General features: G+C 62.8%; 26 protein-coding genes. 7 read left to right on the top strand and 19 right to left on the bottom strand.

Features of this window, described 5'->3' with window-relative positions; translation table 11 throughout:
- The 12 genes from ccmI to ACIQ36_RS08235 all read right to left on the bottom strand — a co-directional run.
- A partial coding sequence (ccmI, locus tag ACIQ36_RS08290; protein ID WP_395828121.1) for a c-type cytochrome biogenesis protein CcmI occupies positions 1–1,034 on the bottom strand: 1,034 nt, incomplete at its 3' end.
- Complete coding sequence (locus ACIQ36_RS08285; RefSeq protein WP_395828119.1) at positions 1,031–1,486, bottom strand: cytochrome c-type biogenesis protein; 456 nt, start codon at positions 1,484–1,486, stop codon at positions 1,031–1,033. The genes ACIQ36_RS08285 and ccmI, both read right to left, overlap by 4 nt.
- Entirely contained in the window at positions 1,483–2,028 is a 546-nt protein-coding gene (locus ACIQ36_RS08280; RefSeq protein ID WP_395828118.1) for a DsbE family thiol:disulfide interchange protein, read from the bottom strand. The genes ACIQ36_RS08285 and ACIQ36_RS08280 overlap by 4 nt, the downstream gene beginning before the upstream one ends.
- Positions 2,025–3,992, bottom strand: coding sequence for a heme lyase CcmF/NrfE family subunit (locus ACIQ36_RS08275; RefSeq protein ID WP_395828116.1), 1,968 nt, complete (start codon positions 3,990–3,992; stop codon positions 2,025–2,027). The genes ACIQ36_RS08280 and ACIQ36_RS08275 overlap by 4 nt, the downstream gene beginning before the upstream one ends.
- A 9-nt stretch (positions 3,993–4,001) precedes the next feature.
- The gene (ccmE, locus tag ACIQ36_RS08270; RefSeq protein ID WP_395828114.1) at positions 4,002–4,478 is read right to left on the bottom strand and encodes a cytochrome c maturation protein CcmE; all 477 of its coding nucleotides are present in this window, start codon (positions 4,476–4,478) and stop codon (positions 4,002–4,004) included.
- Positions 4,475–4,630 carry a heme exporter protein CcmD gene (gene ccmD / locus ACIQ36_RS08265; RefSeq protein ID WP_395828112.1) on the bottom strand — a complete coding sequence of 52 codons (156 nt, stop codon included), beginning with the start codon at positions 4,628–4,630 and terminating at the stop codon, positions 4,475–4,477. The genes ccmE and ccmD overlap by 4 nt, the downstream gene beginning before the upstream one ends.
- Positions 4,627–5,340, bottom strand: a complete 714-nt coding sequence (locus tag ACIQ36_RS08260; RefSeq protein ID WP_395828110.1) for a heme ABC transporter permease — start codon at positions 5,338–5,340, stop codon at positions 4,627–4,629. Before ACIQ36_RS08260 ends, ccmD begins: the two co-directional genes overlap by 4 nt.
- Positions 5,341–5,362: 22 nt before the next feature.
- Positions 5,363–6,175: a YihY family inner membrane protein gene (locus ACIQ36_RS08255; RefSeq protein WP_395828108.1), complete on the bottom strand. Its 813-nt coding sequence runs from the start codon at positions 6,173–6,175 to the stop codon at positions 5,363–5,365.
- 16 nt (positions 6,176–6,191) lie between these two features.
- Entirely contained in the window at positions 6,192–6,983 is a 792-nt protein-coding gene (locus ACIQ36_RS08250; RefSeq protein WP_395828106.1) for a gamma-glutamyl-gamma-aminobutyrate hydrolase family protein, read from the bottom strand.
- Between the two features lie 20 nt (positions 6,984–7,003).
- Entirely contained in the window at positions 7,004–7,279 is a 276-nt protein-coding gene (locus tag ACIQ36_RS08245) for a hypothetical protein (RefSeq protein WP_395828104.1), read from the bottom strand.
- A gap of 41 nt (positions 7,280–7,320) precedes the next feature.
- On the bottom strand, positions 7,321–8,727 hold the full coding sequence (locus ACIQ36_RS08240; protein ID WP_395828102.1) for an undecaprenyl-phosphate glucose phosphotransferase: 1,407 nt from the start codon (positions 8,725–8,727) through the stop codon (positions 7,321–7,323).
- Positions 8,728–8,805: 78 nt separating this feature from the next.
- Complete coding sequence (locus tag ACIQ36_RS08235; RefSeq protein ID WP_395828100.1) at positions 8,806–9,603, bottom strand: PilZ domain-containing protein; 798 nt, start codon at positions 9,601–9,603, stop codon at positions 8,806–8,808.
- Between the two features lie 189 nt (positions 9,604–9,792).
- On the opposite strand from ACIQ36_RS08235, the gene ACIQ36_RS08230 reads away from it, so the two are divergent.
- A complete protein-coding gene (locus tag ACIQ36_RS08230; protein ID WP_395828098.1) occupies positions 9,793–10,650 on the top strand; it encodes an alpha/beta hydrolase in 858 nt (285 codons plus the stop codon).
- Here the strand turns inward: ACIQ36_RS08230 and ACIQ36_RS08225 are convergent.
- On the bottom strand, positions 10,647–11,021 hold the full coding sequence (locus ACIQ36_RS08225; protein WP_395828096.1) for a winged helix-turn-helix transcriptional regulator: 375 nt from the start codon (positions 11,019–11,021) through the stop codon (positions 10,647–10,649). The two genes, ACIQ36_RS08230 and ACIQ36_RS08225, sit on opposite strands and share 4 nt — an antisense overlap.
- A gap of 125 nt (positions 11,022–11,146) precedes the next feature.
- Between ACIQ36_RS08225 and gstA the strand changes: the two genes are divergently transcribed.
- The 3 genes from gstA to ACIQ36_RS08210 are packed head-to-tail and all read left to right on the top strand — an operon-like array spanning position 11,147 to position 12,368.
- A complete protein-coding gene (gstA, locus tag ACIQ36_RS08220) occupies positions 11,147–11,758 on the top strand; it encodes a glutathione transferase GstA (protein ID WP_395828094.1) in 612 nt (203 codons plus the stop codon).
- On the top strand, positions 11,755–12,132 hold the full coding sequence (locus tag ACIQ36_RS08215) for a nuclear transport factor 2 family protein (RefSeq protein ID WP_395828091.1): 378 nt from the start codon (positions 11,755–11,757) through the stop codon (positions 12,130–12,132). The genes gstA and ACIQ36_RS08215 overlap by 4 nt, the downstream gene beginning before the upstream one ends.
- 20 nt (positions 12,133–12,152) lie before the next feature.
- Positions 12,153–12,368: a 4-oxalocrotonate tautomerase family protein gene (locus ACIQ36_RS08210; RefSeq protein WP_395828088.1), complete on the top strand. Its 216-nt coding sequence runs from the start codon at positions 12,153–12,155 to the stop codon at positions 12,366–12,368.
- A 17-nt stretch (positions 12,369–12,385) separates the two neighbouring features.
- Here ACIQ36_RS08210 and holA read toward each other — a convergent pair whose 3' ends face one another.
- The 6 genes from holA to ACIQ36_RS08180 form a co-directional block, all read right to left on the bottom strand.
- Complete coding sequence (gene holA / locus ACIQ36_RS08205; protein ID WP_395828086.1) at positions 12,386–13,420, bottom strand: DNA polymerase III subunit delta; 1,035 nt, start codon at positions 13,418–13,420, stop codon at positions 12,386–12,388.
- A 6-nt stretch (positions 13,421–13,426) separates the two neighbouring features.
- Positions 13,427–13,912 carry a hypothetical protein gene (locus tag ACIQ36_RS08200; RefSeq protein ID WP_395828083.1) on the bottom strand — a complete coding sequence of 162 codons (486 nt, stop codon included), beginning with the start codon at positions 13,910–13,912 and terminating at the stop codon, positions 13,427–13,429.
- Positions 13,913–14,120: 208 nt separating this feature from the next.
- On the bottom strand, positions 14,121–16,709 hold the full coding sequence (leuS, locus tag ACIQ36_RS08195) for a leucine--tRNA ligase (protein ID WP_395828080.1): 2,589 nt from the start codon (positions 16,707–16,709) through the stop codon (positions 14,121–14,123).
- Between the two features lie 19 nt (positions 16,710–16,728).
- The gene (locus tag ACIQ36_RS08190; protein WP_395828078.1) at positions 16,729–17,256 is read right to left on the bottom strand and encodes a DUF3576 domain-containing protein; all 528 of its coding nucleotides are present in this window, start codon (positions 17,254–17,256) and stop codon (positions 16,729–16,731) included.
- Between the two features lie 143 nt (positions 17,257–17,399).
- Positions 17,400–18,023, bottom strand: coding sequence for a winged helix-turn-helix domain-containing protein (locus tag ACIQ36_RS08185; protein ID WP_395828075.1), 624 nt, complete (start codon positions 18,021–18,023; stop codon positions 17,400–17,402).
- A gap of 3 nt (positions 18,024–18,026) precedes the next feature.
- A complete protein-coding gene (locus ACIQ36_RS08180; protein WP_395828072.1) occupies positions 18,027–18,695 on the bottom strand; it encodes a YggS family pyridoxal phosphate-dependent enzyme in 669 nt (222 codons plus the stop codon).
- Between the two features lie 296 nt (positions 18,696–18,991).
- Between ACIQ36_RS08180 and ACIQ36_RS08175 the strand changes: the two genes are divergently transcribed.
- The 3 genes from ACIQ36_RS08175 (at position 18,992) to ACIQ36_RS08165 (ending at position 21,869) form a co-directional block, all read left to right on the top strand.
- Positions 18,992–20,242 (top strand): hypothetical protein, encoded by a 1,251-nt coding sequence (locus ACIQ36_RS08175; protein WP_395828070.1) that lies wholly within the window; start codon positions 18,992–18,994, stop codon positions 20,240–20,242.
- Between the two features lie 4 nt (positions 20,243–20,246).
- On the top strand, positions 20,247–20,636 hold the full coding sequence (locus ACIQ36_RS08170; RefSeq protein ID WP_395828067.1) for a VOC family protein: 390 nt from the start codon (positions 20,247–20,249) through the stop codon (positions 20,634–20,636).
- A gap of 114 nt (positions 20,637–20,750) precedes the next feature.
- Positions 20,751–21,869, top strand: coding sequence for a porin (locus tag ACIQ36_RS08165; RefSeq protein ID WP_395828064.1), 1,119 nt, complete (start codon positions 20,751–20,753; stop codon positions 21,867–21,869).
- Positions 21,870–22,069: the final 200 nt, after the last annotated feature.

Raw genomic sequence — 22,069 nt, 5'->3', positions numbered from 1 at the left:
GGTGCTAGGCGTACAATTTGGCGATGAGCGGCAATTGCAGCCTCTGTTTCCCCCAGAACTTCGCGCGCCCGCGCCAAGCGCTGCCAGCCAGCCAGATCGTCAGGGGATTGGGCCAGCCGCGCGGCCAGCCCGTCGACCATCGCGCGAATCATCGCCTGAGTTTGCGGGTCGGTTGTTTGCGGGTCGGTCTCGATAGACCTGTCGGCGACGGGCGGCAGACCGAGCGCCGTGCGCAGCCGGGCTTGCGCGGCGGCGACGGTCGTGCGCCAGGGCGCATCCGCTGGACCATCGGCCAGAAGGGCTTCGAGATCGCGTAAAGCGTCCGCTGGGGCACCGCGCTGTTCGGCGGCAAGGGCGAGGAAATAGCGGGCGCGGGCGTCTTGCGGGTCGAGCGCTAGGGCGGAGCGAAACGCCGCTTCCGCCTCCCCGGTAATCAGCCCCTGCCCGGCGCGCATCAACGCTTCGCCTTGGGCCGAGGGGAACACGGCAAGGCCTGGAAAGCGCTCGCGTGCCCCGGCCAACAGGTTCACCGCCTCTTGAGTTTCGTCACGCTGGAGCAATAGGCCCGCAAGGCGCAGCCAGGCCATTGGCTGAGCGGGGTCGCGGCTCAACGCCTCGCGCGCCTCGACAATCGCGGCGGCGACGGCTTTCAGCGGCGCGACTTCTTCCGTGCGCGCCGAAATCGGCAAATCCTTTTGCCCCGGCTGCCCGAGCGAGAGATAGAGCGCCAGCGGCACCGCCATCACCAGCGCCACAATCGGCACCGCCAAAGCCTTGCGCGGCACCCAGGAGACGGCACGCATCCCCGCCTTATCGCTCTGAAGGAGGCGGCGTTGCAGTTCCACCTTCGCCGCCGCAAGCGCCGCATCGGTCAAACGACCGCCTTCATGCTCGCGGTCAAGCTCGGCCAATTGATCGCGGTAGAGCACCAGCGGGGCCTCCCGCGCGTCGGCGGGGGCGCGGCGAACCAGGGGGAGCAGCATGAGCAGGGCCATCCCCGCCGACAGCAGAAGAATCGCAACCAAGAGGCTCACTGTTCGGTCTCCAGGTTCCGTAATCGCGCCCGTTCGGCCTCGGTGAGCGGCGCAGGCGCAGCAGGACGGGTGTTGGTGCGGCGCGCCCGGATCACCAGCAAGCCGCCGACCCCGATCAGCAGCAGGAACGGCCCGAACCAGAGCAACGCCGTGCGGTCCGACACGGGTGGGCGCATCAGCACATAATCGCCGTAGCGGGTATGAACATAGTCCAGCACCGCCGCATCGCTATCGCCCGCGACCAGACGACGGCGGACGAGCAGGCGCAGATCGCGCGCTAACTCCGCGCTCGAATCATCAATGGATTCGGTTTGGCAGACGAGGCAGCGCAATTGACGGGAGAGGGCGCGGGCCCGCGCCTCCATTGCCGGATCGGGCAGAATTTCGTCGGGGCCGATCGCGGCGAGCGGACCCGCGAGCAGCACCAGCGCAAGGGCGAGACGGCGAATCACGAGGCGAGACTCTTCAGCAGCGGGCGCAGGGTCTTTTCCAGCACCTCGGCGTCAATCGCCCCAACGTGGCGGTAGCGGATTTTGCCCGCCCGGTCGATGACGAAAGTCTCCGGCACGCCGTAAACGCCCCATTCGAGCGAGGCGGTGCCCTTGGCATCGACACCGATGCGCGCGAACGGATCGCCCAGGGCCGCGAGGAAAGCTTTCGCATTCTCCGGCTTATCGCGCTGATTGAGACCGATGACGGTCACGCCCTGCTTTTTGAGGTCCATCAAAAACGGATGCTCCGCCCGGCACGGCACGCACCAAGAGGCGAAGACGTTGACCAGCAGCGGCGCTTTTGCGGCGAGCGCCTTAATCTCGGCATCGGTCAACGGCACGTCCTCGGCGCGTAGACTAGGTAGATCGGTGGGCGGCACGGGCCGGTCGATTAGCGTACTCGGCAATGCGCGGTCGCCGCCATCGGTGAGGCGCAGGCCGAAATACCCCAGCAGCACGGCCAGCACCACCAACGGCAGCGCCGCCAATCCCCAGCGGTTCATGCGGAGGCTCCCACGCGCGGACGCGCGGCGCGGGTCTGCGCCACGCCGAAGCGCAAGCGCCGATCCGCCAAGGAAATCGCGCCGCCGAGCGACATCACCATCGCGCCGCCCCAAATCCACGGCACCAAAGGATTGTAATAGACGCGCAAGGCATAGGCCCCGGTTTGAGCGTCGCGCTCGCCCAGGGCCAGATAGAGGTCGCGCAGCCCATTGGTACGAATGGCGGTTTCGCTGGTCGTCATCGGCGGGCGGTTGAATTTGCGGCGCGACGGGGTGGCCGTGGCGATAATCTTCCCATCGCTGCGGATCGTGACCGTGGCCCGTTCGGCGATGAAGTTCGGCCCCTGGACGGGTTCGACTTTATCGAGGGTCAACTCGAACCCGGCGATGCTCATGCTCTGGCCGGGGGTGAGGGCGCGGATCGAATCCTGCTGCCACAGATCGCCGCTCATGCCGATGATGCTGATACCAAGCCCGGCGTGGGCGATGACCGCCCCCAAAGCACTGCGCGGCAATCCCCGCCAGCGTGCCCAGGGGTTCGGGCCGCGCAAACGGTCGACAAGATCGGTCGCCGCCCCAAAGATCAACCAGCAGCCGCAGAAAATGCCGATGGGCGCGAGAATCGGCCCGCCTTCGCCCCAGGCATAGGCGACCCCGGCGGCGGCCAGCGCCAGCACCGCCGCCACGCGCAAGCGCATCAGAATACTCAGCACATCCGCCCGCTTCCACGGAATCAGCGGCCCCGCCGCCATCACCAGCACCAGCGGGATCAGCAGCGGAATGAAGGTTGCCTGATAATAGGGATTGCCGACCGTGACGGTGCCGAGGCCCATCGCCTCCAGAAACATCGGGTAGAGCGTGCCAAGAAACACCGTGACCAGCGCCACCGCCAGCAGCACGTTATTGAGAATCAGCGCGCCTTCCCGGCTAACCGGCGCGAACAGCCCGCCGCCGTCGAGCGACCCCGCGCGCAGGGCATAAAGGATAAGCGCCCCGCCGACGATTACCGCCAACAGCGCGAGAATGAAGGCCCCGCGCGTCGGATCATTGGCGAAAGCATGCACCGAGGTAATCACGCCCGAGCGCACCAGGAAGGTGCCGAGGATCGAGAAGGCAAAGGCGATAATCGCCAGCAGCACCGTCCACCGCTTCAGACTGTCGCGCTTCTCCACCACGATGGCCGAGTGCAGCAGCGCCGTTGCCGCGAGCCAGGGCATCAGCGAGGCATTCTCCACCGGGTCCCAGAACCACCAGCCGCCCCAGCCCAATTCGTAATAGGCCCACCAACTCCCGAGCGCGATGCCCAGGGTTAGGAAAATCCACGATGCAAGCGCCCAGGGCCGCACCCAGCGCGCCCACGCGGGATCGACTCGGCGTTCCAACAAAGCGGCCAGCGCGAAGGAGAAGGTCAGCGAGGTGCCGACATAGCCCAAATAAAGCAGCGGCGGATGGAAGGCGAGGCCAGGGTCTTGCAGCAGCGGGTTTAGGCCGCGCCCCTCAATCGGCGCTTCGGCAAGGCGCGCGAAGGGATTCGAGGTCAGCAGCACGAAAGCGTAAAACCCTAAGGAGATCAACGCCTGAAGCCCCAGCACGCGGGCGCGCAACGTCGCGGGCATGCGCCCCCCAGCAAGGGCCACCGCCGCCCCGAACAGCGCCATGACGGTGATCCACAGCAGCATCGAGCCTTCGTGATTGCCCCAAACGCCGGTGATCTTATAGAGCAGCGGCTTATCGGCGTGGCTGTTTTGCCAGACGTTCTGCACCGAAAAATCGGAGGTGACGTAAGCGTGCATCAGCGCGCCGAAAGCGATGAGACAGCCCAGCGTTTGCGCCAGCGCCGCGCTGCCGCTGAAGTCCATCAGGAAACCGTCGCGCCGCTGCGCGCCGAACAGCCCGAACCCGGCCTGGAGCGCCGCCAGCACCCCCGCCATAATCAGTGCGTAATGACCGAGTTCGATCAGCATGTCTTTATCCTATTTCGGCGCGGGAGAGGTTCCCGGTTTCCACTGCCCCGAGGCTTTGAGCGCTTCCGCAACCTCTTTCGGCATGTAGTTTTCATCGTGCTTGGCCAGCACTTCGCGGGCAACGAAGAGGCCCTGGCGGTTCAGGCTGCCTTCGGCGACCACGCCTTGCCCCTCGCGGAACAAATCGGGCAGCACGCCATTATAGGTTACGGTCACGCTTTGCGCCGTATCGGTGACGCGGAATAGCATTGTCGTGCCGTCGCTTTGGCGTTGGAGCGAGCCATTCTCGACCAGGCCACCGAGGCGGAAACGTCGTTCCAGCTCTACTTTTCCGGCAGCGATATCGCTCGGCGTGCGGAAAAACACGAGATTGTCGGAGAAAGCTGTGAGGATCAGCGCGGTTGCAACGCCCAATCCGGCAAGCCCGGCCACGACAGCCCAGAGGCGGCGGCGTTTGGCGGTTTTGGCGCGAGAGGTAAGGCTCATTGCTTGGCTTCCTTAAGGCTGCTCCAGCGCGCGCGCGCCACCCGCCGTTGCCACAGCGTCAACCCAATCAGCCCGCCCAGGGTAACGGCGGCCAGCCCGTAGGAGGTCCACACAAAGACGGCATAGCCGCCCATAGCCCAAAAATCACTCACGATAGCCGCTCCTCTGCCGCTCGGATTTTGCGGTCCAGCAGGGCGGTTTCAAGGCGCAGCAGCAGTAACGTGACGAAAAAAAAGGTGAACCCGAGGGCCATCAGCAACAGCGGGCGCAGCATCGTGTCATCCATCGACGGGCCGCCCATCCGCAGCACGCTCGCGGGTTGGTGCAGCGTGTTCCACCAATCGACCGAGAATTTGATGATCGGCAGATTAACCGCGCCGACGAGCGCCAAGATCGCCCCGGCTTTGCCGCCCCGTTCGGGATCGTCGAACGCATCAACCAGAGCGATATAGCCCAAATAGAGGAAGAAGAGCACGAGCACGGAGGTCAGGCGCGCGTCCCACACCCACCAAGTGCCCCACATCGGCTGGCCCCACAGCGACCCCGTCACCAAGCACAGCGCCGTAAACGCCGCCCCCGGCACCGCCGCCGCCCGCGTCGCCAATTCAGCCAGCGGATGCCGCCAGATCAAGGCCACTGCGCTGGAAAGCGCCATCGAGGCATAGACGAACAGGCTCATCCAGGCGGCGGGAACATGGATGTACATAATCCGCACGGTCTCGCCCTGCTGATAATCGGCGGGGGAGTTGAACAGCGCAAAATAGAGCCCGAGCGCCAGAAACAGAACCGTCGCTCCGGCAGAAAACGGCAAAACCCGCCGCGCTAAGCGCTGAAACCGTGCCGGATTGGCAAAACGGTGCATAAAAGCCCTTCCCCCACTGCCTTCAGCCACCCGAAACCACGGGTTGGCCGCGCGCCTCGAACCAATCCTGTGCCTCGGCCGCAACGGTGCCCCCGAGGAGAATAAGGACCCAGAGGATGAACACCCAAAGCTGCAGCAAGGGCAAGGCCGCCAAGGCCCCGTAGATCATATTCTGGATCGGCGCGGCGGCGATATACCAGACAAAAATCCATTTGGCGACGGTCAGCGCAAGGGCTGCGACACTGGCACCAATCGCACTTGCTCCCATATGAACGCGCCGGGCGGGAAAGACCGTGAACATGAAGAAGAAGGCGATAAAGCCGATCAACGGCGTCACGCTATGACGCACCCCGGCAACCCAAGGATCATTGCCGCCCAAAACCTGCGTTCCCACCGCCCAACCACTCGCCGCCGCCAGCAGCGGCAACGTTATGACGGTGGCGATAAAGGCCAAAAACCGGACTGCCCAGGACCAATGTCGGTCGGTCCGCCAAATGGCGTTAAACGAGGTTTCGATTTCGAGCAGCAGCAGAAACACCGACACGCCCAAAGCGGGGAGCAGAAAACTCGGCAAGGAGGCCGCATTACTGATGAAGGTGGTCAATTGCAGATCGACCGTATCGCCGACCCCCGGCACGAAGCTGCTCACGATCATACCGCGCGCCTGCCCGATCCAATCGCCGATGCCATCGAAGCGGGCCGCGACGCCAAAGACCAAAATCGCGAGCGGCACCAATGTTAAAAGTGTCGTGAAGGCGAGTGAGCCCGCAAGAATGGCCACTTTCTCTTGCGAAAAGCGCTTCACCACACTCTTACAAAAAGCCAGCGCAATCATCCCGCAGCAGCGCCCATTACGTACGCCGCCGCGTGCCCGCATAGGCGCGCGCGGCCTCGCCAAATGCCCCAAACAGCGCCAGCGAAAACGGGTTTTCGCGCACTTTGAATTCCGGATGCCACTGGACCGACGCCGCGAAACTTTCGGTCCGGGTCACGCGCACGGCTTCGATGGTGCCATCGTCGGCCACGGCTTCCACATCCAGGCCATCGGCCAACCGGTCGATGGCCTGCCAGTGGAGAGAATTGACCGTCAGCCGCCGCTCGCCGCCATTGAGCTGCTGGAACAACCCGCCTTCGGTGAGCGTGACCGGGTGCGACGGGCCATATTCGATGTCGAGATCGGTCGCGCCCGGTGCCCGGTGATCCAGCCGCCCCGGCTGCTCGTGAACGCGCTGATGCAGCGTGCCGCCCAGCGCGACATTCAGTTCCTGATGCCCTCGGCAAATCGCCAATAGCGGAATACCTGCCGTCAGCGCGGTAATCATCAGCGGCATGACGGTCGCATCGCGGGCGGGATCGTGCAGCGTACCGGGAACCGACGGGTCGCCCCCGTACAAATGTGGCTCGACATTTGAAAGACTGCCCGTGATCAGCAAGCCATCAAGGCACCCGACGACCGAGCCGATATCGAGATCGTCCCCCAGAGCCGGAATGAGAAAGGGCAAGCCGCCAAGACCATCGGTGACGCCGCGAATATACTTCTCGCCCACCGTATGCGTTCGGCTGCCATCGACCGTGCGAATACAGGCCGTCACGCCAATCAGCGGCGGGCGGGGAACGGGGCTCGTAACGCGACGTGGGGCCATGAAACGCTCTCTCCTAACCGCTATCGACGCCGAATGATGATCGTGCGCAGCCGGTTGCGATTGACCAGGGCAAAAATCAGCCCCCCAACCAACAAAACCGGCACTACAAACGCCAGAACCGTGAAAAAGCTCGCCACCAGCAGCAGGGCCCCAGCGATCACCGCCGCAAGAACGCAGAAGCCGAGAATAATCCGCACGATCTGACCCAAACCGCCCGGCTGCCGCCGCCGATACGGGCCAGTTCCCGGTTCGATCAGGATCTCGGGCTTATTGCCCGGTCCAGTATACCGCCCCATGCTCTCGCTCCTCTGGCCCAGCGCTGCGTGCCGAGTGCCCCTTAGTAGGCATTCCGGTTCACAAAACCGACGAAAATGGTCATCAACAGGATTTTCAGATCGAGACTAAGCGACCAATTGTCAATGTAGTACAGATCATATTGCACGCGCATACGCATCTTTTCCGGCGTATCGGTCTCGCCCCGGTAGCCATTGACCTGCGCCCAGCCGGTGATGCCCGGCTTCACCCGATGCCGCCCCAGGTACCCGTCGATGACGGCAGCATAATGCTCGTTATGGGCGACGGCATGGGGGCGCGGCCCGACGAGCGACATGGTACCCTGCAAAACGTTAAAAAGCTGTGGAAGCTCATCCAGGCTCGACTTGCGCAAAAACGCGCCGATGCGGGTGACGCGCGGATCATTGCGCTGGGCCTGGGGCACCGACGGGTCCGGGTTCGGATCGTTGCGCATCGAGCGAAACTTGAACACGGTGATATCGTTATTATTGAACCCATACCGCTTTTGCCGGAACAGCACCGGGCCGGGGCTGTCGAGTTTCACCAACACAGCGATCACCGCCATCACCGGCAGGGCGAGGATCAGCAAGATCAGCCCCAATACGCGGTCTTCCACGCCCTTTAGCAACTGCCCCCAGGCCCCCAGCGGGCGCTGGAACACATGCAACAACGGCAGCCCGCCAACGGTGGAATAGCCGCGCACGGGCAGATTGAAGCGCAACGTATGGGCGCAAAACTTCGTATTGATCGGCACGTCGCGCAGTTTTGCCAGTACGCTCGCCACTTCCTCTTCGGAGCGGTCGATCATAGCGATGACGATTTCATCGACCCGCTCTTTGCGCACGAGGCGCACAAGATCTTTCACCGAACCGCGATAGGGCACGCCCTCAATCGTCGTTTCGCCGGGGTCAAGGGTATCGAACACCCCCACCACCTGCACGTAAGGGTCTTGGCGTAACTGCTCCAGCACCTTGCGGCCCAAATCGCGCGCGCCAACCAGGGCGATGCGGATAGTTAAATCCCCATGCCGACGCATCCGGCGGCGGCGCTCCCAAATGAGCACGCGCGTTACGGTAAAGCACGCCAGCACGCCAAAAAACCAGCGCATCGCCCAGGTCGGGTTCAGCCATTCGGCAATCTCGGTGACAAAGACGAAGGCCAGCACCGCCAGCGCCACCATCGACCACGCCGCCGCAAGGCGCACCACCTGCAACGACGTCGAGGCTAAGGCAACCGGGCGGTAAATCCCCGCCACATGGGTGAAATTCGCCGTCAGCAAGGCCGCCAAAACGATGATCTGATGGTAATAATGCGGTGCGCGCAGCGTATCGTTCTGAAACCAGAACAAAACATAGGCAACCAGCATAACCAATAGAATATCGGTTAGACGCAGGAGACCGGCAATCAGCGTGGTCCGATCGGAAGCAGGAAACGCGCGAACGTCACTCATGGCCAGGGGGGCGCACCACAAAAGGGGAAAGAGAGGCTGACCGGCACCCCAAGAGACGCCGGCTCAAACCCAAACGGACTATACGGCCCGCTGGGCGTGCTGTTTCATCAAATTCCGGAAAAACTCCAAGGCGTCCATCGTCGAGCGCGTAAAGCGCACGGCAAGGGTCTTGTGCCGCGAGTCTAACCGAACAACGCGAATGGTCGCCGTATAGTTCCGGTCGCCGCCGACGAGACAGAAGTTTGCTTGGGTTTCGCCACCCTGATCCAAATCACCGTCGTAATTGGCGATCAACAACCCGCCGATGGACCAGTCGATTGTCGTAAAAACCTTATCCGCTAGTTTTACCTGCAATTTAGGCTCGCTGAACCGCGTATAGTTGCGTTTCTCACCCTTTGCCACATTGGCGATCTTCGGCATGGCCTCGGCGGGCTTCGCCTTCGACGGCCCCTCCTGCCGGTGACCGCCGGTCATCGAGATCAGGTCGATCTTTTTCAGCACTAGGTCTTTGAAGGTTTGGGCAGCGCCAAGCTCCATCGCCTTCAGCATATGCTCTTTGGCGATTTTAACGGCTTCTTGCTTCTTACCTTCAAGGCGCTGCAAAGCAAACTCGCGCGCCTGTTCTAGTGATGTATCGACCAATTTCATATTCGCATCGAGCGAAATAGCCTTGATCGCTTCGCTGATTTTAGCAAAATACTCGCGAGCGATGGCTTTATCTTGAAGTTGACCGCGAACATTGCGCACAATCCGATCAACTTCGGCTACGCGCCCTGTGGCCGCAGCAATACGCGCGCGATCAACATCAATGTCGATGCGCTGCATTTTGCTTTCCATCATTTTCCGCTGAATTTCGCGGTCTTTGTCGGAATACATAGGGTATCGCCAAAAAGTTGGGGCGCACGCGCGTCGCATATCCCCGGGTCAGGTTTATACGACACCTCGCACTATCTCGTTACTTTAACAAAAAACCAAGCGGAAACAAAATCTACCGGCAAAAGGATCATCCTTTCTCTGTCATACACCGCCCTCGCATCCACTGGGTTCGGCGGAGCGTATGAGGAAATGATGAATATTCGCCAAATATGCGCCCGCCCCCTGTGGCGACGCTTACCGGGAGTCCTGCTGGCCGGTCTGGTCTCAGGCTGCAACGGTCTTCAGATGCTCGACGCGCTGACCCCGCAATCGGGCTATACCGTGCAAAACGATATCGTCTTTCAGCCCGGACCGCGCGGCAAGATGGATTTTTATACCCCAAGCCCCGGAACCGCGACGGGCAGACCGGGCGTGATCTTTTTCTACGGTGGCGGTTGGCAGGATGGAAAGCGGCAAGATTACCGCTTTATCGGCCAAAGCCTAGCCGAGGCGGGCTACCGGGTCGCCATTCCCGATTATCGCCTCTTCCCCGAGGTGCGCTATCCGCAGTTCCTCAACGATTCGGCGGCGGCGGTGCGCTATGCCCGCACGGTTTGGGGCGCCGAAACACCATTGGTCCTAGTCGGCCATTCCGCAGGCGGCCATATTGTTTTGATGCTGGCGCTCGACCCCGACTATCTCGGCCCCGACCGGCAGGCGGTGGCGGGGGTAATCGCGCTCGCGGCCCCAGCAGATTTCGAGCCCGACGAGCCGTACCGGACGATTCTCGACTATGACCGGGTGGGCCGGGCCGCGCTGCCCATCGGCCATATCCGCGCCGACACCCCGCCGCTGCTCCTGCTCCATGGGGAGGCCGACAGTACCGTATACCCGCGCAACAGCCGAACCCTGGCCGCCGCGCTGAAAGCCGCCGGTGCGCCCGTGGAGACGATCTTCTATCCCAGCGTTAGCCATAGCGGCATCATTGGTGCGATGAGCCCAGCCTTGAGCTTCCTTGCCCCAGCGCGCGCGGATGTTTTGGCGTTTCTTACGCGGCTTCAGCCTTAGGCGGCGTATTCTTGTGCCTCGGCGGCGGCTTTGCGCTGCTTGAGCCGCGCGCCCACATCGACGATCGCCGCAATCGCCGGGACTAACTCCTGCCCAAGATCGGTCAGCGCGTAATCGACCGACGGCGGCGAGGTCGGCATAACCGTCCGCGTGAGGAGGCCGTTTTCCTCCATATCCCGCAGCCTTTGCGTCAGCACCTTGGCCGAGATCGCCGGAATATCGGCGCGCAACTCGCTAAACCGGCGCGGACCGCCACTGAGATACCAGATGACATTGGGCGTCCACGCCCCGCCGATCAGCGACATGCAGGCGAACAGCGGGCAGCTTGGCAGGGGGGCTGGCGACTGATTTTTGCGGCGTTTCAAGGGCATAGGCCAAACTCGCGTTACCGATTGGATACTCGAAAACCATCATAACCAAAGGTTCTCTAGTTTCAAAAGGTAATCTATGCGTTATCCAGGCGTCGGTCTCCCTGCATCTGAAAGGACCAACGATAATGAAGCTCTACTATTCCCCCGGCGCTTGCTCGCTTGCCTCCCACATCATTCTGCACGAAGTGGCAAAGCCGTTCGCGGCCGAACGGGTTGATCTTGCAACGAAGACTACCGCAAGCGGCGCGGCTTTCGGCAGCATTACCCCGAAATCCCAAGTCCCCGCCCTGCAACTGCCGAGCGGCGATGTGCTCACCGAAGGCGCGGCGATCCTCCAGTTTATTGCCGATAGTGCGGCGGCGACCACGCTCGCGCCGCCGGTGGGTACGCTCGCCCGTGCGCGTGTGCAGGAACTGCTGAACTTTACCGCCTCCGAACTTCATAAAGCCTTCGGCCCCCTCTTCTCGGCAACCGCCTCCCAAGCGGCTAAAGACGCCGCGCCCGCCGCCATCGGCAAGTGTTTCGACTGGCTCGAAGCTCTGCTGAGCGATGGCCGGGAGTATCTTACCGGCCCTCAGTTTACCGTCGCCGACGCTTACGCCTTCGTTGTTGCGGGCTGGGCAGTCCCGACCGGGATCGGGCTTACACGGTGGCCGCAGCTTGAGGCCTTCGTTGCGCGCGTAAAAGCCCGCAGTAGCGTAAAGGCCGCCCTGCAAGCCGAAGGACTTGCCGCATGAGCGCGCTTTTCCAAGAAGTCGTGCCCGTGCTGAACACCTATTTCGACGGGCTCTATTTTAGCGATACCGGGCGGCTGCGGCAGGTGTTCCACCCGCGTGCCCAGTATGTCTGCGCCTCCGATGGCAGTTTGCTCTACCGAACGATGGACGACTATTTCCCCGTCGTTGACGCGCGCCCGGCCCCCGCCAGCCGGAATGAGCCCCGCCGCGACCGCATCGTCTCGATTGCCTTTGCCGGGCCGGTCACGGCAATCGCAACGGTGACGTGTGCCATTGGGACGAGACATTTCATCGATCTGCTGAGCCTGATTAAGCTCGATGGACGCTGGCAGATCATCTCCAAAGTCTTTCACGCCGAAGAGCAGGCCGCTTAACCCCGGAAGGAAACCGCGCTATGCCTTACGTCAATATCAAGATCACCAAGGAAGGCGCGACCGCCGACCAAAAGGCCGCGCTGATTAAAGGCGTTACCGATCTGCTGGTGACAGTGCTCAATAAAAACCCCGCGACCACCTTCGTCGTGATCGACGAGGTCGAGATGGAGCATTGGGGCGTCGGCGGGCTTCCCGTGGAGGAATACCGCAAAAAGCTGAAAGCCGAAAAAGGCTGACCAGGCGACGCCCGCCGTCAGCGCCGCTGACGGCGGGCGTTCTCGGAGACTTCGAGCAGCGCCCGCGCGCACATCACCTCATCGGGCAGGGCGGAGCTTTTGCACTGGGCTTCCGCCTCCATCAGCCGCCCCAGCGCCGCTGTGGCGCGCGGTAAGGGCCAGAAGCGGGCTTGCCGCGACAGACGCTCGGCATCGCGTTTGAAGGCGGGCGGGCGGAGGCCGGATATGGCGGCATCGGGGCTCTTGCCGCCCGCCACCTGCGCCGCCACCAGATGCAGCCGCTGCATCTGCCGAATCATCATGCGCATGATCCCCACGGGCGACTCGCCGTCCATCATCGCCCGGCGAAAGGCCAAATCGAGCGCCTCGGTGCGCCCATCAAGCGCCGCCTGGATCACATCGTCCAAGGATTGCACCGCGCTATCGCCGACCGACCCCTGCGCATCCGCCAGCGTTACCCGCGTTTGCCCGTGCAGATACAGCGTAAGCTTATCAAGTTCGGACCGGCTCATCATGCGGTCGCCGCCCAAATGTTGGGTGAGATAGGCGAGCGCGTCCGGGTCCGGCGTCAGCCCCGCTTTGCGCAACGTCTCTTGGATGACTTGGCCAAGATCGGCCCCGCTATCGTGATAACAAGGAACGGCCACCGCCGCCGCGTGGCTCTCGCATAGGCTGCGCAGGGAGGATTTGGCGGCAAGATCCCCCGCCTCAATGGCAATCACCGCGTCGCCCGGCAGGTTTTCGAGAAAGGCTTTCAGGATCGCCGTCAGCCCGGAATCGCTCGCATCGCGCAACCAGATCGCCCGCCGCCCGCCGACCAGCGACAGCGCCGCCGCCTCGTCGTTCAGCCGGGCCGGATCGTCTTTAAGGGCTGAAACCGAGAGTTCAACAACGCGAAACGGATCGTTCTTACTGCCCGCCACCGCCGTGACCAGCGCCGCCGCCCGCTCGCGCACCAAACCCGCGTCCTGCCCAAAGAACAAAGCCGCGCGCAAGGGCGAGCCCGCCTGTTTCAGCAGCGCTTCGGCGGAACCCCCGCGCGGAAGCTTCATGGAAAGCTACTGTTTGGCTTGCCCGCGCTGGGCCAAAAAGGCCGACAGGCGCAGGCTGATGATATTGGCCAAATCCTGCACCGCCCGTTCCCGCGCTTCATTCTGCGCCAGCAACGTGCCATAGCCGCCTTCTTGGTTGATGTAGCCAATTTCCGAGCGCACGGGTTCCGACAGCACCGTCTTGCGCGTCTCCAAATCGGTCAGCACCATGCCGCCATTCAGAATCAACCGCGAATAGCTGGAAGTTGCATCGCGCCGCACCGCGACGTCCGAAATCCCCTCGGATAGGCTGATATCGAGGCTATACCGCGCCCGCTCCAACCCCTTCGGCTGCAATCGATCTTGCAGCAACCCCCGTAAGATTTGGCCGGGCCGATCAGCAATCGGATTGATGCGAATTTGCTGGAGAGTCTCTGTCGTAACCTGCCCGTCGCCCCGCCCGTACAAAGGCTGGAAGCCGCAGGCGGACAGCGAGAGAGCGGCTGCGAGCAAGATCGGGGCTCCGCCCCCCCGACGCGCTTTGCGCGTCAAACGCGCGGGCCACCCGCTCAAGGGGCTTGCCCCTTGAGAATCCCATTTCCTGATCGATGCTAAACGTCTAACCATCAGGAATATTAGTTGTGACAATAAATGGGATCGCCAAGGGGCAAGCCCCTTGGCTGGGGGTGTCGGGGGCAACGCCCCTGACGGTTCCATTTTCTTACCCGACGACATTGATAAGACGGTTCGGCACGAGGATGATTTTCTTCGGCGCGCGGCCTTCCAGACTACGTTGCACGGCGGGATCGGCCAGGGCGGCGGCTTCCGCATCCGCCTGGGTGATATCACGCGGCAATTCCAGCGTTCCGCGCATTTTGCCATTCACCTGAAGGGCGATGGTGACGCTGGTATCGACGGTGAGCGCCGGATCGAAGCTCGGCCACGGCTGATTGACCAGCATGCCCTCGCCCGAATGGCCCAGGTACGCCCAAATTTCTTCGGTGACATGGGGCATCATCGGCGCGATGAGGCGGATGACCGTCACCAGGGCGAAGCGGCGGACCCAAGCGCTGGCCACGTCTGCGCCGGTCAGATCTTCGGTGGCGTTGGTGAGTTCGCGGATGAGGGCGACGGACTTATTGAAGTGGAACTGCTCCAGCCCATCGGTCACATCGCGGATGGTCTTATGGGTCAAGCGCAGCAGCTTATCCGCCGCCCCCTCGATCTTCTCCGGCTGCGACGCGCCATAGGGGGCCAGCGGTTTATCGGCGGCGGGTTCGGTCGCCAAGCGCCACAGGCGGTTCACGTAGCGCCACGCGCCATCGATGCCCGCCGTGGTCCATTCGAAATCGCGCTCCGGGGGCGAATCCGACAGCACGAACAGGCGCGCGGCATCGGCCCCATAGGCGGCGATGATTTCATCGGGGTCGATGACGTTTTTCTTCGACTTCGACATTTTCTCCACCCGGCCCGGTGTGGAGGCCTGCCCGGTAGCGATTTCGATGAAGGCCCCGGCTTCGTCCTGGCGCACATCGGTCGGGAACAGCCATTGGCCGTCCGCCGACTTATAGGTCTGGTGGCAGACCATGCCCTGGGTGAAGAGCCCGGCGAAAGGCTCCTTCATATCCACATAGCCGCACTGCTTGAGCGCGCGGGTGAAGAAGCGCGAATAAAGCAGATGCAGAACCGCATGCTCGACGCCGCCGATGTACTGATCGACCGGCAGCCAATAGTCCACGGCTTCCTTATCGAACGCTTCTTCCGACCGCGGCGAGGCGAAGCGCAGAAAATACCAGGAGCTTTCGAAGAAGGTATCCAGCGTATCGGTTTCGCGCGTCGCCGCCCCGCCGCAGGTCGGGCAAGTCACATGCTTCCAACTCGGGTGCCGGTCCAGCGGATTGCCGGGCGCGTCGAAGGTCACATCGTCGGGCAGCGTGACGGGAAGCTGATCGTCGGGAACGGCGACCGGCCCGCAGGTGGGGCAATGAATGACCGGGATCGGGCAACCCCAGTAGCGCTGACGGCTTACGCCCCAATCGCGCAACCGATACTGCGTCTTCACCGTGCCGATACCGAGTTTTTCGATATGGTCGCAGGCGGCTTTCTTGGCGTCGGCGACGGTCAGCCCATCGAGGAAACCGGAGTTAATGAGAATGCCATCGTCCGTGAACGGCCCTTTAGCGACCGTATAGTCAGCGTCAGCATCGCGCGGGCGCACCACGGTCACGATGGGCAGATCGTACTTCGTTGCGAAATCGAAATCGCGCTGATCGTGCGCCGGGCAGCCGAAGAGTGCGCCGGTGCCATACTCCATCAGCACGAAGTTCGCCAAATAGACCGGCAGTTCCTGGCCCGGCACGAAGGGATTTTGCACGAACAGCCCGGTCCGATACCCCAGCTTTTCTGCCTGTTCGATCACCGCTTCGGACGTACCAAGGCGGTTGCATTCGGCGATAAACTCGGCGGCATCGGCATCGCTCTTCGCGAGCTCCAGCGCGAGCGGATGATTGGCGGCAATGGCGAGGAAGGACGCGCCAAACAAAGTATCCGGGCGGGTGGTGTAGACTTCCACCGCGTCAAAACCGGGTTTGCGGCTCGCCTCAGTCAGCGCGAACTGAAGCTGTGCGCCCTGGCTTTTGCCGATCCAATTTTCCTGCATCACGCGCACGCGGTCCGGCCAGCGGTCCAGCGTCGTGATCGCGTTTAAGAGATCATCGGCATATTCGGTGATCTTGAGGAACCATTGGTTCAGTTCCCGCCGCTCCACCGGCGCGCCGGAGCGCCAGCCTTTGCCGTCCACGACCTGCTCGTTAGCGAGCACGGTGTTTTCGACCGGGTCCCAATTCACATAGCTTTTTTTGCGGTAGGCGAGGCCGTTTTTCCAGAAATCCAGGAACATCTTCTGTTCATGGCGGAAATACTGCGGGTGGCAGGTGGCAAGCTCGCGCTCCCAATCGAAGGACACGCCCAACTGCCCGAACTGGGCGCGCATCGAATCGATGTTCGCGTAGGTCCATTCCGCCGGGTGGCGCTTGTTCTGCATCGCGGCGTTTTCTGCCGGAAGGCCGAAAGCGTCCCAGCCCATCGGGTGCAGCACGTTAAAGCCGCGCGCACGCTTATAGCGCGCCGTCAGATCGCCCATCGCGTAATTGCGCACATGGCCCATGTGCAGACGCCCCGACGGATAGGGGAACATCTCCAACACATAATATTTCGGCTTGCTCGGGTCGATCTTGGCCGTGAAGACGTTTTGATCGGCCCAGGCAGCTTGCCATTTGGCTTCGGTTTCTTTGGTTGCGTAGCGGGCCATGGGTCTCGTTCGGTACGAATTATTTGCGGTTCAGATTAGTGATACGCAGTTGGCGCGCGCGCGTGAGCACGGCGTCTTCAAGGTCAGTGCCGGTGCGCGGATCGACCGCCGCATCCTGCCAACCCGCCCCGCCCAGCACTTGCCGGAACACGGCAGCGCGCACGCCATCGGCGCGCAGATCGCGGTCGAGCACATAGAGCGTAACCTTCACCCGCTCGTTCGGGTTTTGCGGCGGGCTGTACCAATCGGTGATGATGACGCCGCCGAACGGATCGGCCGAGGAGAGCGGCATGAACGACAGCGCATCGAGCGACGCGCGCCACAGGTAGGTATTCACGCCGATTCCGGTGCCGCTTTCGCCACCGCGCGGCAGATTGCGCCCGCCGAACAGCACAATGCCGTCTTCGCCGGTCACTTTGCCGAAGCGCTCGGCGTCGCGCTCGTCTTCGGTTTTCGGGTAACTCGCCTCGCCCTGCGGCAGAATCCCGCCGCAAGCCGTTAGCACCGTGCCGATCAGCAGCACACTTAACAGGGAAACGGCGCGCATGACCGATCCAATCCTTTTTCCGAACGAACTCACTTCACCCAATCCGCGACGCAAGACGGGGCCTGCCCGAACATCGACGCCCGGCAGTTTGCGGGACGCTAGGGCATGCGCCGCGCCGTTGCAAGCGCGCAAAGGAGGAAATCCTATCCAACGCGCGCTTCAATTCCATCCCCCGTCGCCACGAGCGCGAGCGGCAATCCCAGACCGTCGATTTTCCGCCGCAGCCGATAGAGATGGGTTTCCACCGTGCGCGTCGGCGTATCGGCCTGATAGCCCCAGATTTCCGCCAGAAGTTGCGGGCGCGGGACGGGTGCCGCCGCGCGCAGCAGATAGCGCAGCAGGGCTACTTCCTTCTCCGTCAACCGCGCCTCGCCATCGGGGCCGCGCAGCAGGCGTTGGGTGAGCAATAAGCTGCCCCCCGGCAGCGCAAGCGCCTCAGTCGCCACCGTGCAGGCGTCCAATGCCCGGCGCAACGCCCCGCGCACGCTGGCGGGGTGCAGGGGTTTTTCGAGCACCTCCCAGCCCGCCGGCCAAAGCCGGGTCTCGCCTTTCGCGACGAGCGCCACCACCGGCACGCGCTGCCCCGCAAGCCACGCGGGCCAATCTTCGCCCGCCCGCAGCGAGAGCACCAGCGCGCCCAGCGGCACCGGCGCGCCCGGCAAGGTTTCGGCGACACAGGCTTCCGGCAGCATCCCATCGACCGCCGCCGCGAGAATCGGGCGCAAAGCCGCATCGGGCTCGACGATCCACAGGATTGAAGCACCCACCGCCTAGTCTCGCCGCCCGAAGATAGCGGTGCCGACGCGCACATGGGTCGCCCCGAAGCGAACCGCCGCCGCGTAATCACCGCTCATGCCCATCGAGAGGGTGGATAGCCCCGCTTTCAGGGCCAATTCCCGCAGCAGGGCGAAATGCAGCGCTGGCTCCTCATCGACCGGCGGAATGCACATCAGCCCCGTGACCGGCAGATTGTGGACCGTGCGCGCCCGCTCGATGAAAGCCAGAGCCTCGCGCGGCGGAATGCCCGCTTTCTGCGGCTCTTCGCCGGTATTCACCTGAATAAGGCAGGCGGGGCGGCGCGCGGATTTCGCCATTTCTTTCGCCAAGGCCTCGGCCAGGGATTCCCGGTCAACGGTCTGGATCACGTCGAACAGCGCCACCGCCTGCTTCGCCTTATTGGTTTGCAGCGGGCCGATGAGGTGAAGCTCCAAATCGGGATGCGCCTCTTTCAGCGCCGGGAATTTTTCCTGCGCCTCTTGCACCCGGTTTTCACCAAACACCCGCTGCCCGGCGGCCAAAGCTTCCAGAACCGCGTCGGCCCCATGGGTTTTGGAGACGGCGACCAGCGTCACCGCTCCCGCCGCCCGGCCCGCCGCTACGGCGGCGGCGGCAATCGTCTGCCGAACCTCGGCCAGCGCCTCGGCAATTGCGCCCGTCATCTTTCTCTCCTTCTTCCGCCTCGGCAGAAATCGCCTATCGGCCCCACCTCGGTAAATTCCGCCGAGCTTGTCACAAGCCGCCGGGCGCGTCGCGCGTCTTACGCTTCTTCCTAAGAAATCCGAACAAGGTTATGATAGAACTCACGTTACAAGTCTGTAAGGCGCGGGGTTTTCGCCCGAAATAACCAAGCTTGGCAGACGGCCCGGATTTTGCTTTGATCCTGGCCAGGGTTTCGGAATCCGAGAGACCGAGGCCAAGCGGAAAACGCAGCTTAGCGGTTTGGGGGAGCGGTTCAATGACGATGAAACTGGTGATCGATCCCTCTGCCGATCGGCCGTTTTCCGAAGCCCGTTGGGTTAAGGTCGATGAGCCCGATACCGTTGCGAGCGCCGCCGAGGTTCAGGCCGAAGCCAAAGCCGACGGCAAAACCACCGACGATGGCCTAACCTTCGCCGACGTGCTGGATACGATCAACCCGCTGCAACATTTGCCGATCATCGGCACGATTTACCGGGAACTGACGGGCTCGACCCTCTCACCCACGGCGCGCATTATTGGCGGCGGCATTTATGGTGGGCCGCTCGGTGTTGTGCTCAGCATGGTCGATGCGACGATTGAAGAAGGCACCGGGCGCGACATCGGCAGCAATATGCTGGCGATGGTGAAGGGCGACCCGCTGGGCAAGGAAGCGGTTCAGAATATCGCCAAAGCCAAGGAACTCGACGGGAAGCGCCCGCAGTTGGCCGATGCCAAGGCCGCCGTTACCGCGCCCGCGCCCATCGTAGCAGCACAGCTTGCCGCCGAAACCCCTGCCGCTGCCGTTGCTGTGCCGACCGCAGCCCCGACAATCGCCGCACCGACAATCGCCGCCCAGGCCGCGACGCTTCCCAGCGAAAACGGCCGGATTGCCCTGACCAGCAAAGGCCCGATGGGCGGTGTCGGCGGCCCCACGGCCCAGATGCCCGCAGGCTCCACTGGGTTTATCGGCAAATCGAATATTCCCTCCGGCGGGATGATTACCCCCGCCGCCGCCATGATGAATGTCCAAGGTCAGGGCCAAGTCGCCCCGGCGCAACTCCAACCCGGCCAAGGCATCCCTGGGCAAACCACTGCCGACCCGACGCAATCGATGAGCGGTTTTGCCGGCGTGGCCGCGCTGCAAGCGCAACGCTCGGCCCCGCAAGCGGCTCCGGTGGCACCGCCCGCCATCGACACGTCCGCCGTGGTGGCCGCCGCCGACGCCCCGCAGGATGCCGGTTGGTTCAAAGTGCCCGAACGCACCGCCCGCAGCGCCACGCGCACGCCGCCGGTGCTGGAGCGCCGCGAGGTCAATAATACCCTCGCCAATAAACCCAGCGCCCCGAACCCCGCCTCTATCCAGGCCGCCGAAACGGCAGCCCGTGCGCTCCCAACAACGAGCGACGCCCAGGTTCTCTCCTCCGGCGCGCCGTCGATCTCCGATGCCATGGCCCGCGCCCTCAATAAATATGACGCACTGGTCAAGACGCGCGGCAAGCCTGCACCGGCGGTAGACGAAGCCTATTAATCGGATGGGCCAGATCATTGGGGCAATCGCCCTTCTGGTGCCCGATTACGCGCGCGGACTTGCTTTTTTTGTCGATACGCTCGGCTTTACCCTGATCGAGGATACTCCTGTTGCGCCGCGCAAACGCTGGGTGCGACTCCGCCCGCCGGGCGCGCAGGAAACCTGTATTTTACTGGCCCAAGCCGATGGCCCCAGGCAAACCGCCCGGATCGGCGATCAAACGGGGGGCCGGGTTTTTCTGTTTCTCGAAACCGATGATTTTGCCCGCGATTACGCCCGCTATACCGCAACCGGGGTGACTTTTTTGGAAGCCCCGCGCCACGAACCCTATGGCACCGTTGCCGTTTTCCAAGACCCTTTCGGCAACCGCTGGGATCTCATTCAGCCGACATGAAGCGGTTCCTCCCCAGGCCTTGATTAACTTAACGACGTTACTATATGAAAAGAGCGGCGTTAACATACCGCTTGCGTCCGACTACAGCGCAACGCGGTCACAAGGATTATTGTCATGCGATTCAAACTGCTCGGCACGCTGACGGGCGTGCTTCTCGCCAGCAGCAGCGCTTTTGCGCAGCAAGTCACCACCAAGGCGCCCTTCACGGTTACGATCGGCGGTTCGGTTCGCTCCGATTTTGGGTTTATGCAGGATGACACGGCCAATGTGCAGGATCGGGAAGCCCGCATCGATTACCGCCTGCACCTGAAAGCCGAAGCCAAGGCCGAAAACGGGCTGGTCTATGGGTTCGATGCGCGCCTGCGCAACAATCAGAATAGCGCTGGCCTGACCAATCAGGATGTTGTTGGAGCCGACCGCAAGTTTATCTACCTGCGCGGCGATAATTGGGGGCAAGTGCAACTCGGCGACAATGTCGGCGTCGCAACCCAGCTCGAAACCGCAACGCCAAACGTTGGAATCGGCCAGGGCGACGTCGTCGGTTTTGCCAATTTCGGCAACTACAGCTTCTTCTACTTCGACCGCGATACCTATGCGACGCGGCTTTCCTACCTTACCCCGCGCTTTGCAGGGTTCCAGGCGGGCGTGACCTATACCCCGGAATACCGCGACACGGGCCGGGGCAATCGGCGCGGCAATAGCGATGTGACCGGCGGGAACTATAAGGACGAGATGGAATTCGCCCTGACCACGCAGCAGAAGTTCGGCGCTTTTGGTGTGCAAGCGACCGCCGCCTATCTCACGGGGAAAGAAAAGATCGCCACGCGCGGCGATTTCTCGGTGCTCTCGCTCGGCACGGTCGTGAGCTATGAGGTTGCCACCGGCCAGACAATTACCCTCGGCGGCAATTATTTCGATAATGGCGAGACCAATAAGGTCAAAACGGCACGCGGTACGGCCGAAACGACCGGCTGGAACGTTGGCGTCTCTTATACGGTCGCAAGCGCCTGGGCCGTCGCCGCCAACTACACCGAAAACCTCACCGAAACGCCGGGCGCGCGCGACCAGACCGATAAGGTGTTCGGCGTCGGCGGGGCCTATCAACTCGCGCCGGGCCTGTCGCTTCAGGCCGACGCCGCCTTCTTCGATATCGAAACGGCAACCGGCCTGAAGGCGGGCAAGACTAGTAACGAAGGCACGCAATTCACCCTGCGCACGCGCCTCGACTTCTAACCCCTTAGACAGCAAGAATCGGAGGGACAGGAGGATTGACCTTCTGCCCCGCCCCGATAATGCTGGGGCACGAGCTTTGAGCGAGGCCCCCATGATACTCCGCGATGCGACCGCCGAGGATGTTCCCGGCATTCTGGCGATTTATAACGAGGTGATCGCCACCTCCACCGCCGTCTATATCGACGATCCCGTGAGCTTGG

This window comes from Elstera sp. (genome assembly GCF_044372965.1).
Classification (GTDB): domain Bacteria; phylum Pseudomonadota; class Alphaproteobacteria; order Elsterales; family Elsteraceae; genus Elstera.
Note: the sequence above shows the minus strand (reverse complement) of the source record. Positions and strands in the feature narration are given on the sequence as shown.

Excerpts from the sequence above, each read along its gene's own strand:
- ACIQ36_RS08280 (WP_395828118.1), bottom strand. The coding sequence starts at position 2,028 with ATGAACCGCTGGGGATTGGCGGCGCTGCCGTTGGTGGTGCTGGCCGTG.
- ACIQ36_RS08275 (WP_395828116.1), bottom strand. The coding sequence starts at position 3,992 with ATGCTGATCGAACTCGGTCATTACGCACTGATTATGGCGGGGGTGCTG.
- ccmE (WP_395828114.1), bottom strand. The coding sequence starts at position 4,478 with ATGAGCCTTACCTCTCGCGCCAAAACCGCCAAACGCCGCCGCCTCTGG.
- ACIQ36_RS08260 (WP_395828110.1), bottom strand. The coding sequence starts at position 5,340 with ATGCACCGTTTTGCCAATCCGGCACGGTTTCAGCGCTTAGCGCGGCGG.
- ACIQ36_RS08255 (WP_395828108.1), bottom strand. The coding sequence starts at position 6,175 with ATGATTGCGCTGGCTTTTTGTAAGAGTGTGGTGAAGCGCTTTTCGCAA.
- ACIQ36_RS08250 (WP_395828106.1), bottom strand. The coding sequence starts at position 6,983 with ATGGCCCCACGTCGCGTTACGAGCCCCGTTCCCCGCCCGCCGCTGATT.
- ACIQ36_RS08245 (WP_395828104.1), bottom strand. The coding sequence starts at position 7,279 with ATGGGGCGGTATACTGGACCGGGCAATAAGCCCGAGATCCTGATCGAA.
- ACIQ36_RS08240 (WP_395828102.1), bottom strand. The coding sequence starts at position 8,727 with ATGAGTGACGTTCGCGCGTTTCCTGCTTCCGATCGGACCACGCTGATT.
- ACIQ36_RS08235 (WP_395828100.1), bottom strand. The coding sequence starts at position 9,603 with ATGTATTCCGACAAAGACCGCGAAATTCAGCGGAAAATGATGGAAAGC.
- ACIQ36_RS08230 (WP_395828098.1), top strand. The coding sequence starts at position 9,793 with ATGATGAATATTCGCCAAATATGCGCCCGCCCCCTGTGGCGACGCTTA.
- ACIQ36_RS08225 (WP_395828096.1), bottom strand. The coding sequence starts at position 11,021 with ATGCCCTTGAAACGCCGCAAAAATCAGTCGCCAGCCCCCCTGCCAAGC.
- gstA (WP_395828094.1), top strand. The coding sequence starts at position 11,147 with ATGAAGCTCTACTATTCCCCCGGCGCTTGCTCGCTTGCCTCCCACATC.
- ACIQ36_RS08215 (WP_395828091.1), top strand. The coding sequence starts at position 11,755 with ATGAGCGCGCTTTTCCAAGAAGTCGTGCCCGTGCTGAACACCTATTTC.
- ACIQ36_RS08210 (WP_395828088.1), top strand. The coding sequence starts at position 12,153 with ATGCCTTACGTCAATATCAAGATCACCAAGGAAGGCGCGACCGCCGAC.
- holA (WP_395828086.1), bottom strand. The coding sequence starts at position 13,420 with ATGAAGCTTCCGCGCGGGGGTTCCGCCGAAGCGCTGCTGAAACAGGCG.
- leuS (WP_395828080.1), bottom strand. The coding sequence starts at position 16,709 with ATGGCCCGCTACGCAACCAAAGAAACCGAAGCCAAATGGCAAGCTGCC.
- ACIQ36_RS08190 (WP_395828078.1), bottom strand. The coding sequence starts at position 17,256 with ATGCGCGCCGTTTCCCTGTTAAGTGTGCTGCTGATCGGCACGGTGCTA.
- ACIQ36_RS08180 (WP_395828072.1), bottom strand. The coding sequence starts at position 18,695 with ATGACGGGCGCAATTGCCGAGGCGCTGGCCGAGGTTCGGCAGACGATT.
- ACIQ36_RS08175 (WP_395828070.1), top strand. The coding sequence starts at position 18,992 with ATGACGATGAAACTGGTGATCGATCCCTCTGCCGATCGGCCGTTTTCC.
- ACIQ36_RS08170 (WP_395828067.1), top strand. The coding sequence starts at position 20,247 with ATGGGCCAGATCATTGGGGCAATCGCCCTTCTGGTGCCCGATTACGCG.
- ACIQ36_RS08165 (WP_395828064.1), top strand. The coding sequence starts at position 20,751 with ATGCGATTCAAACTGCTCGGCACGCTGACGGGCGTGCTTCTCGCCAGC.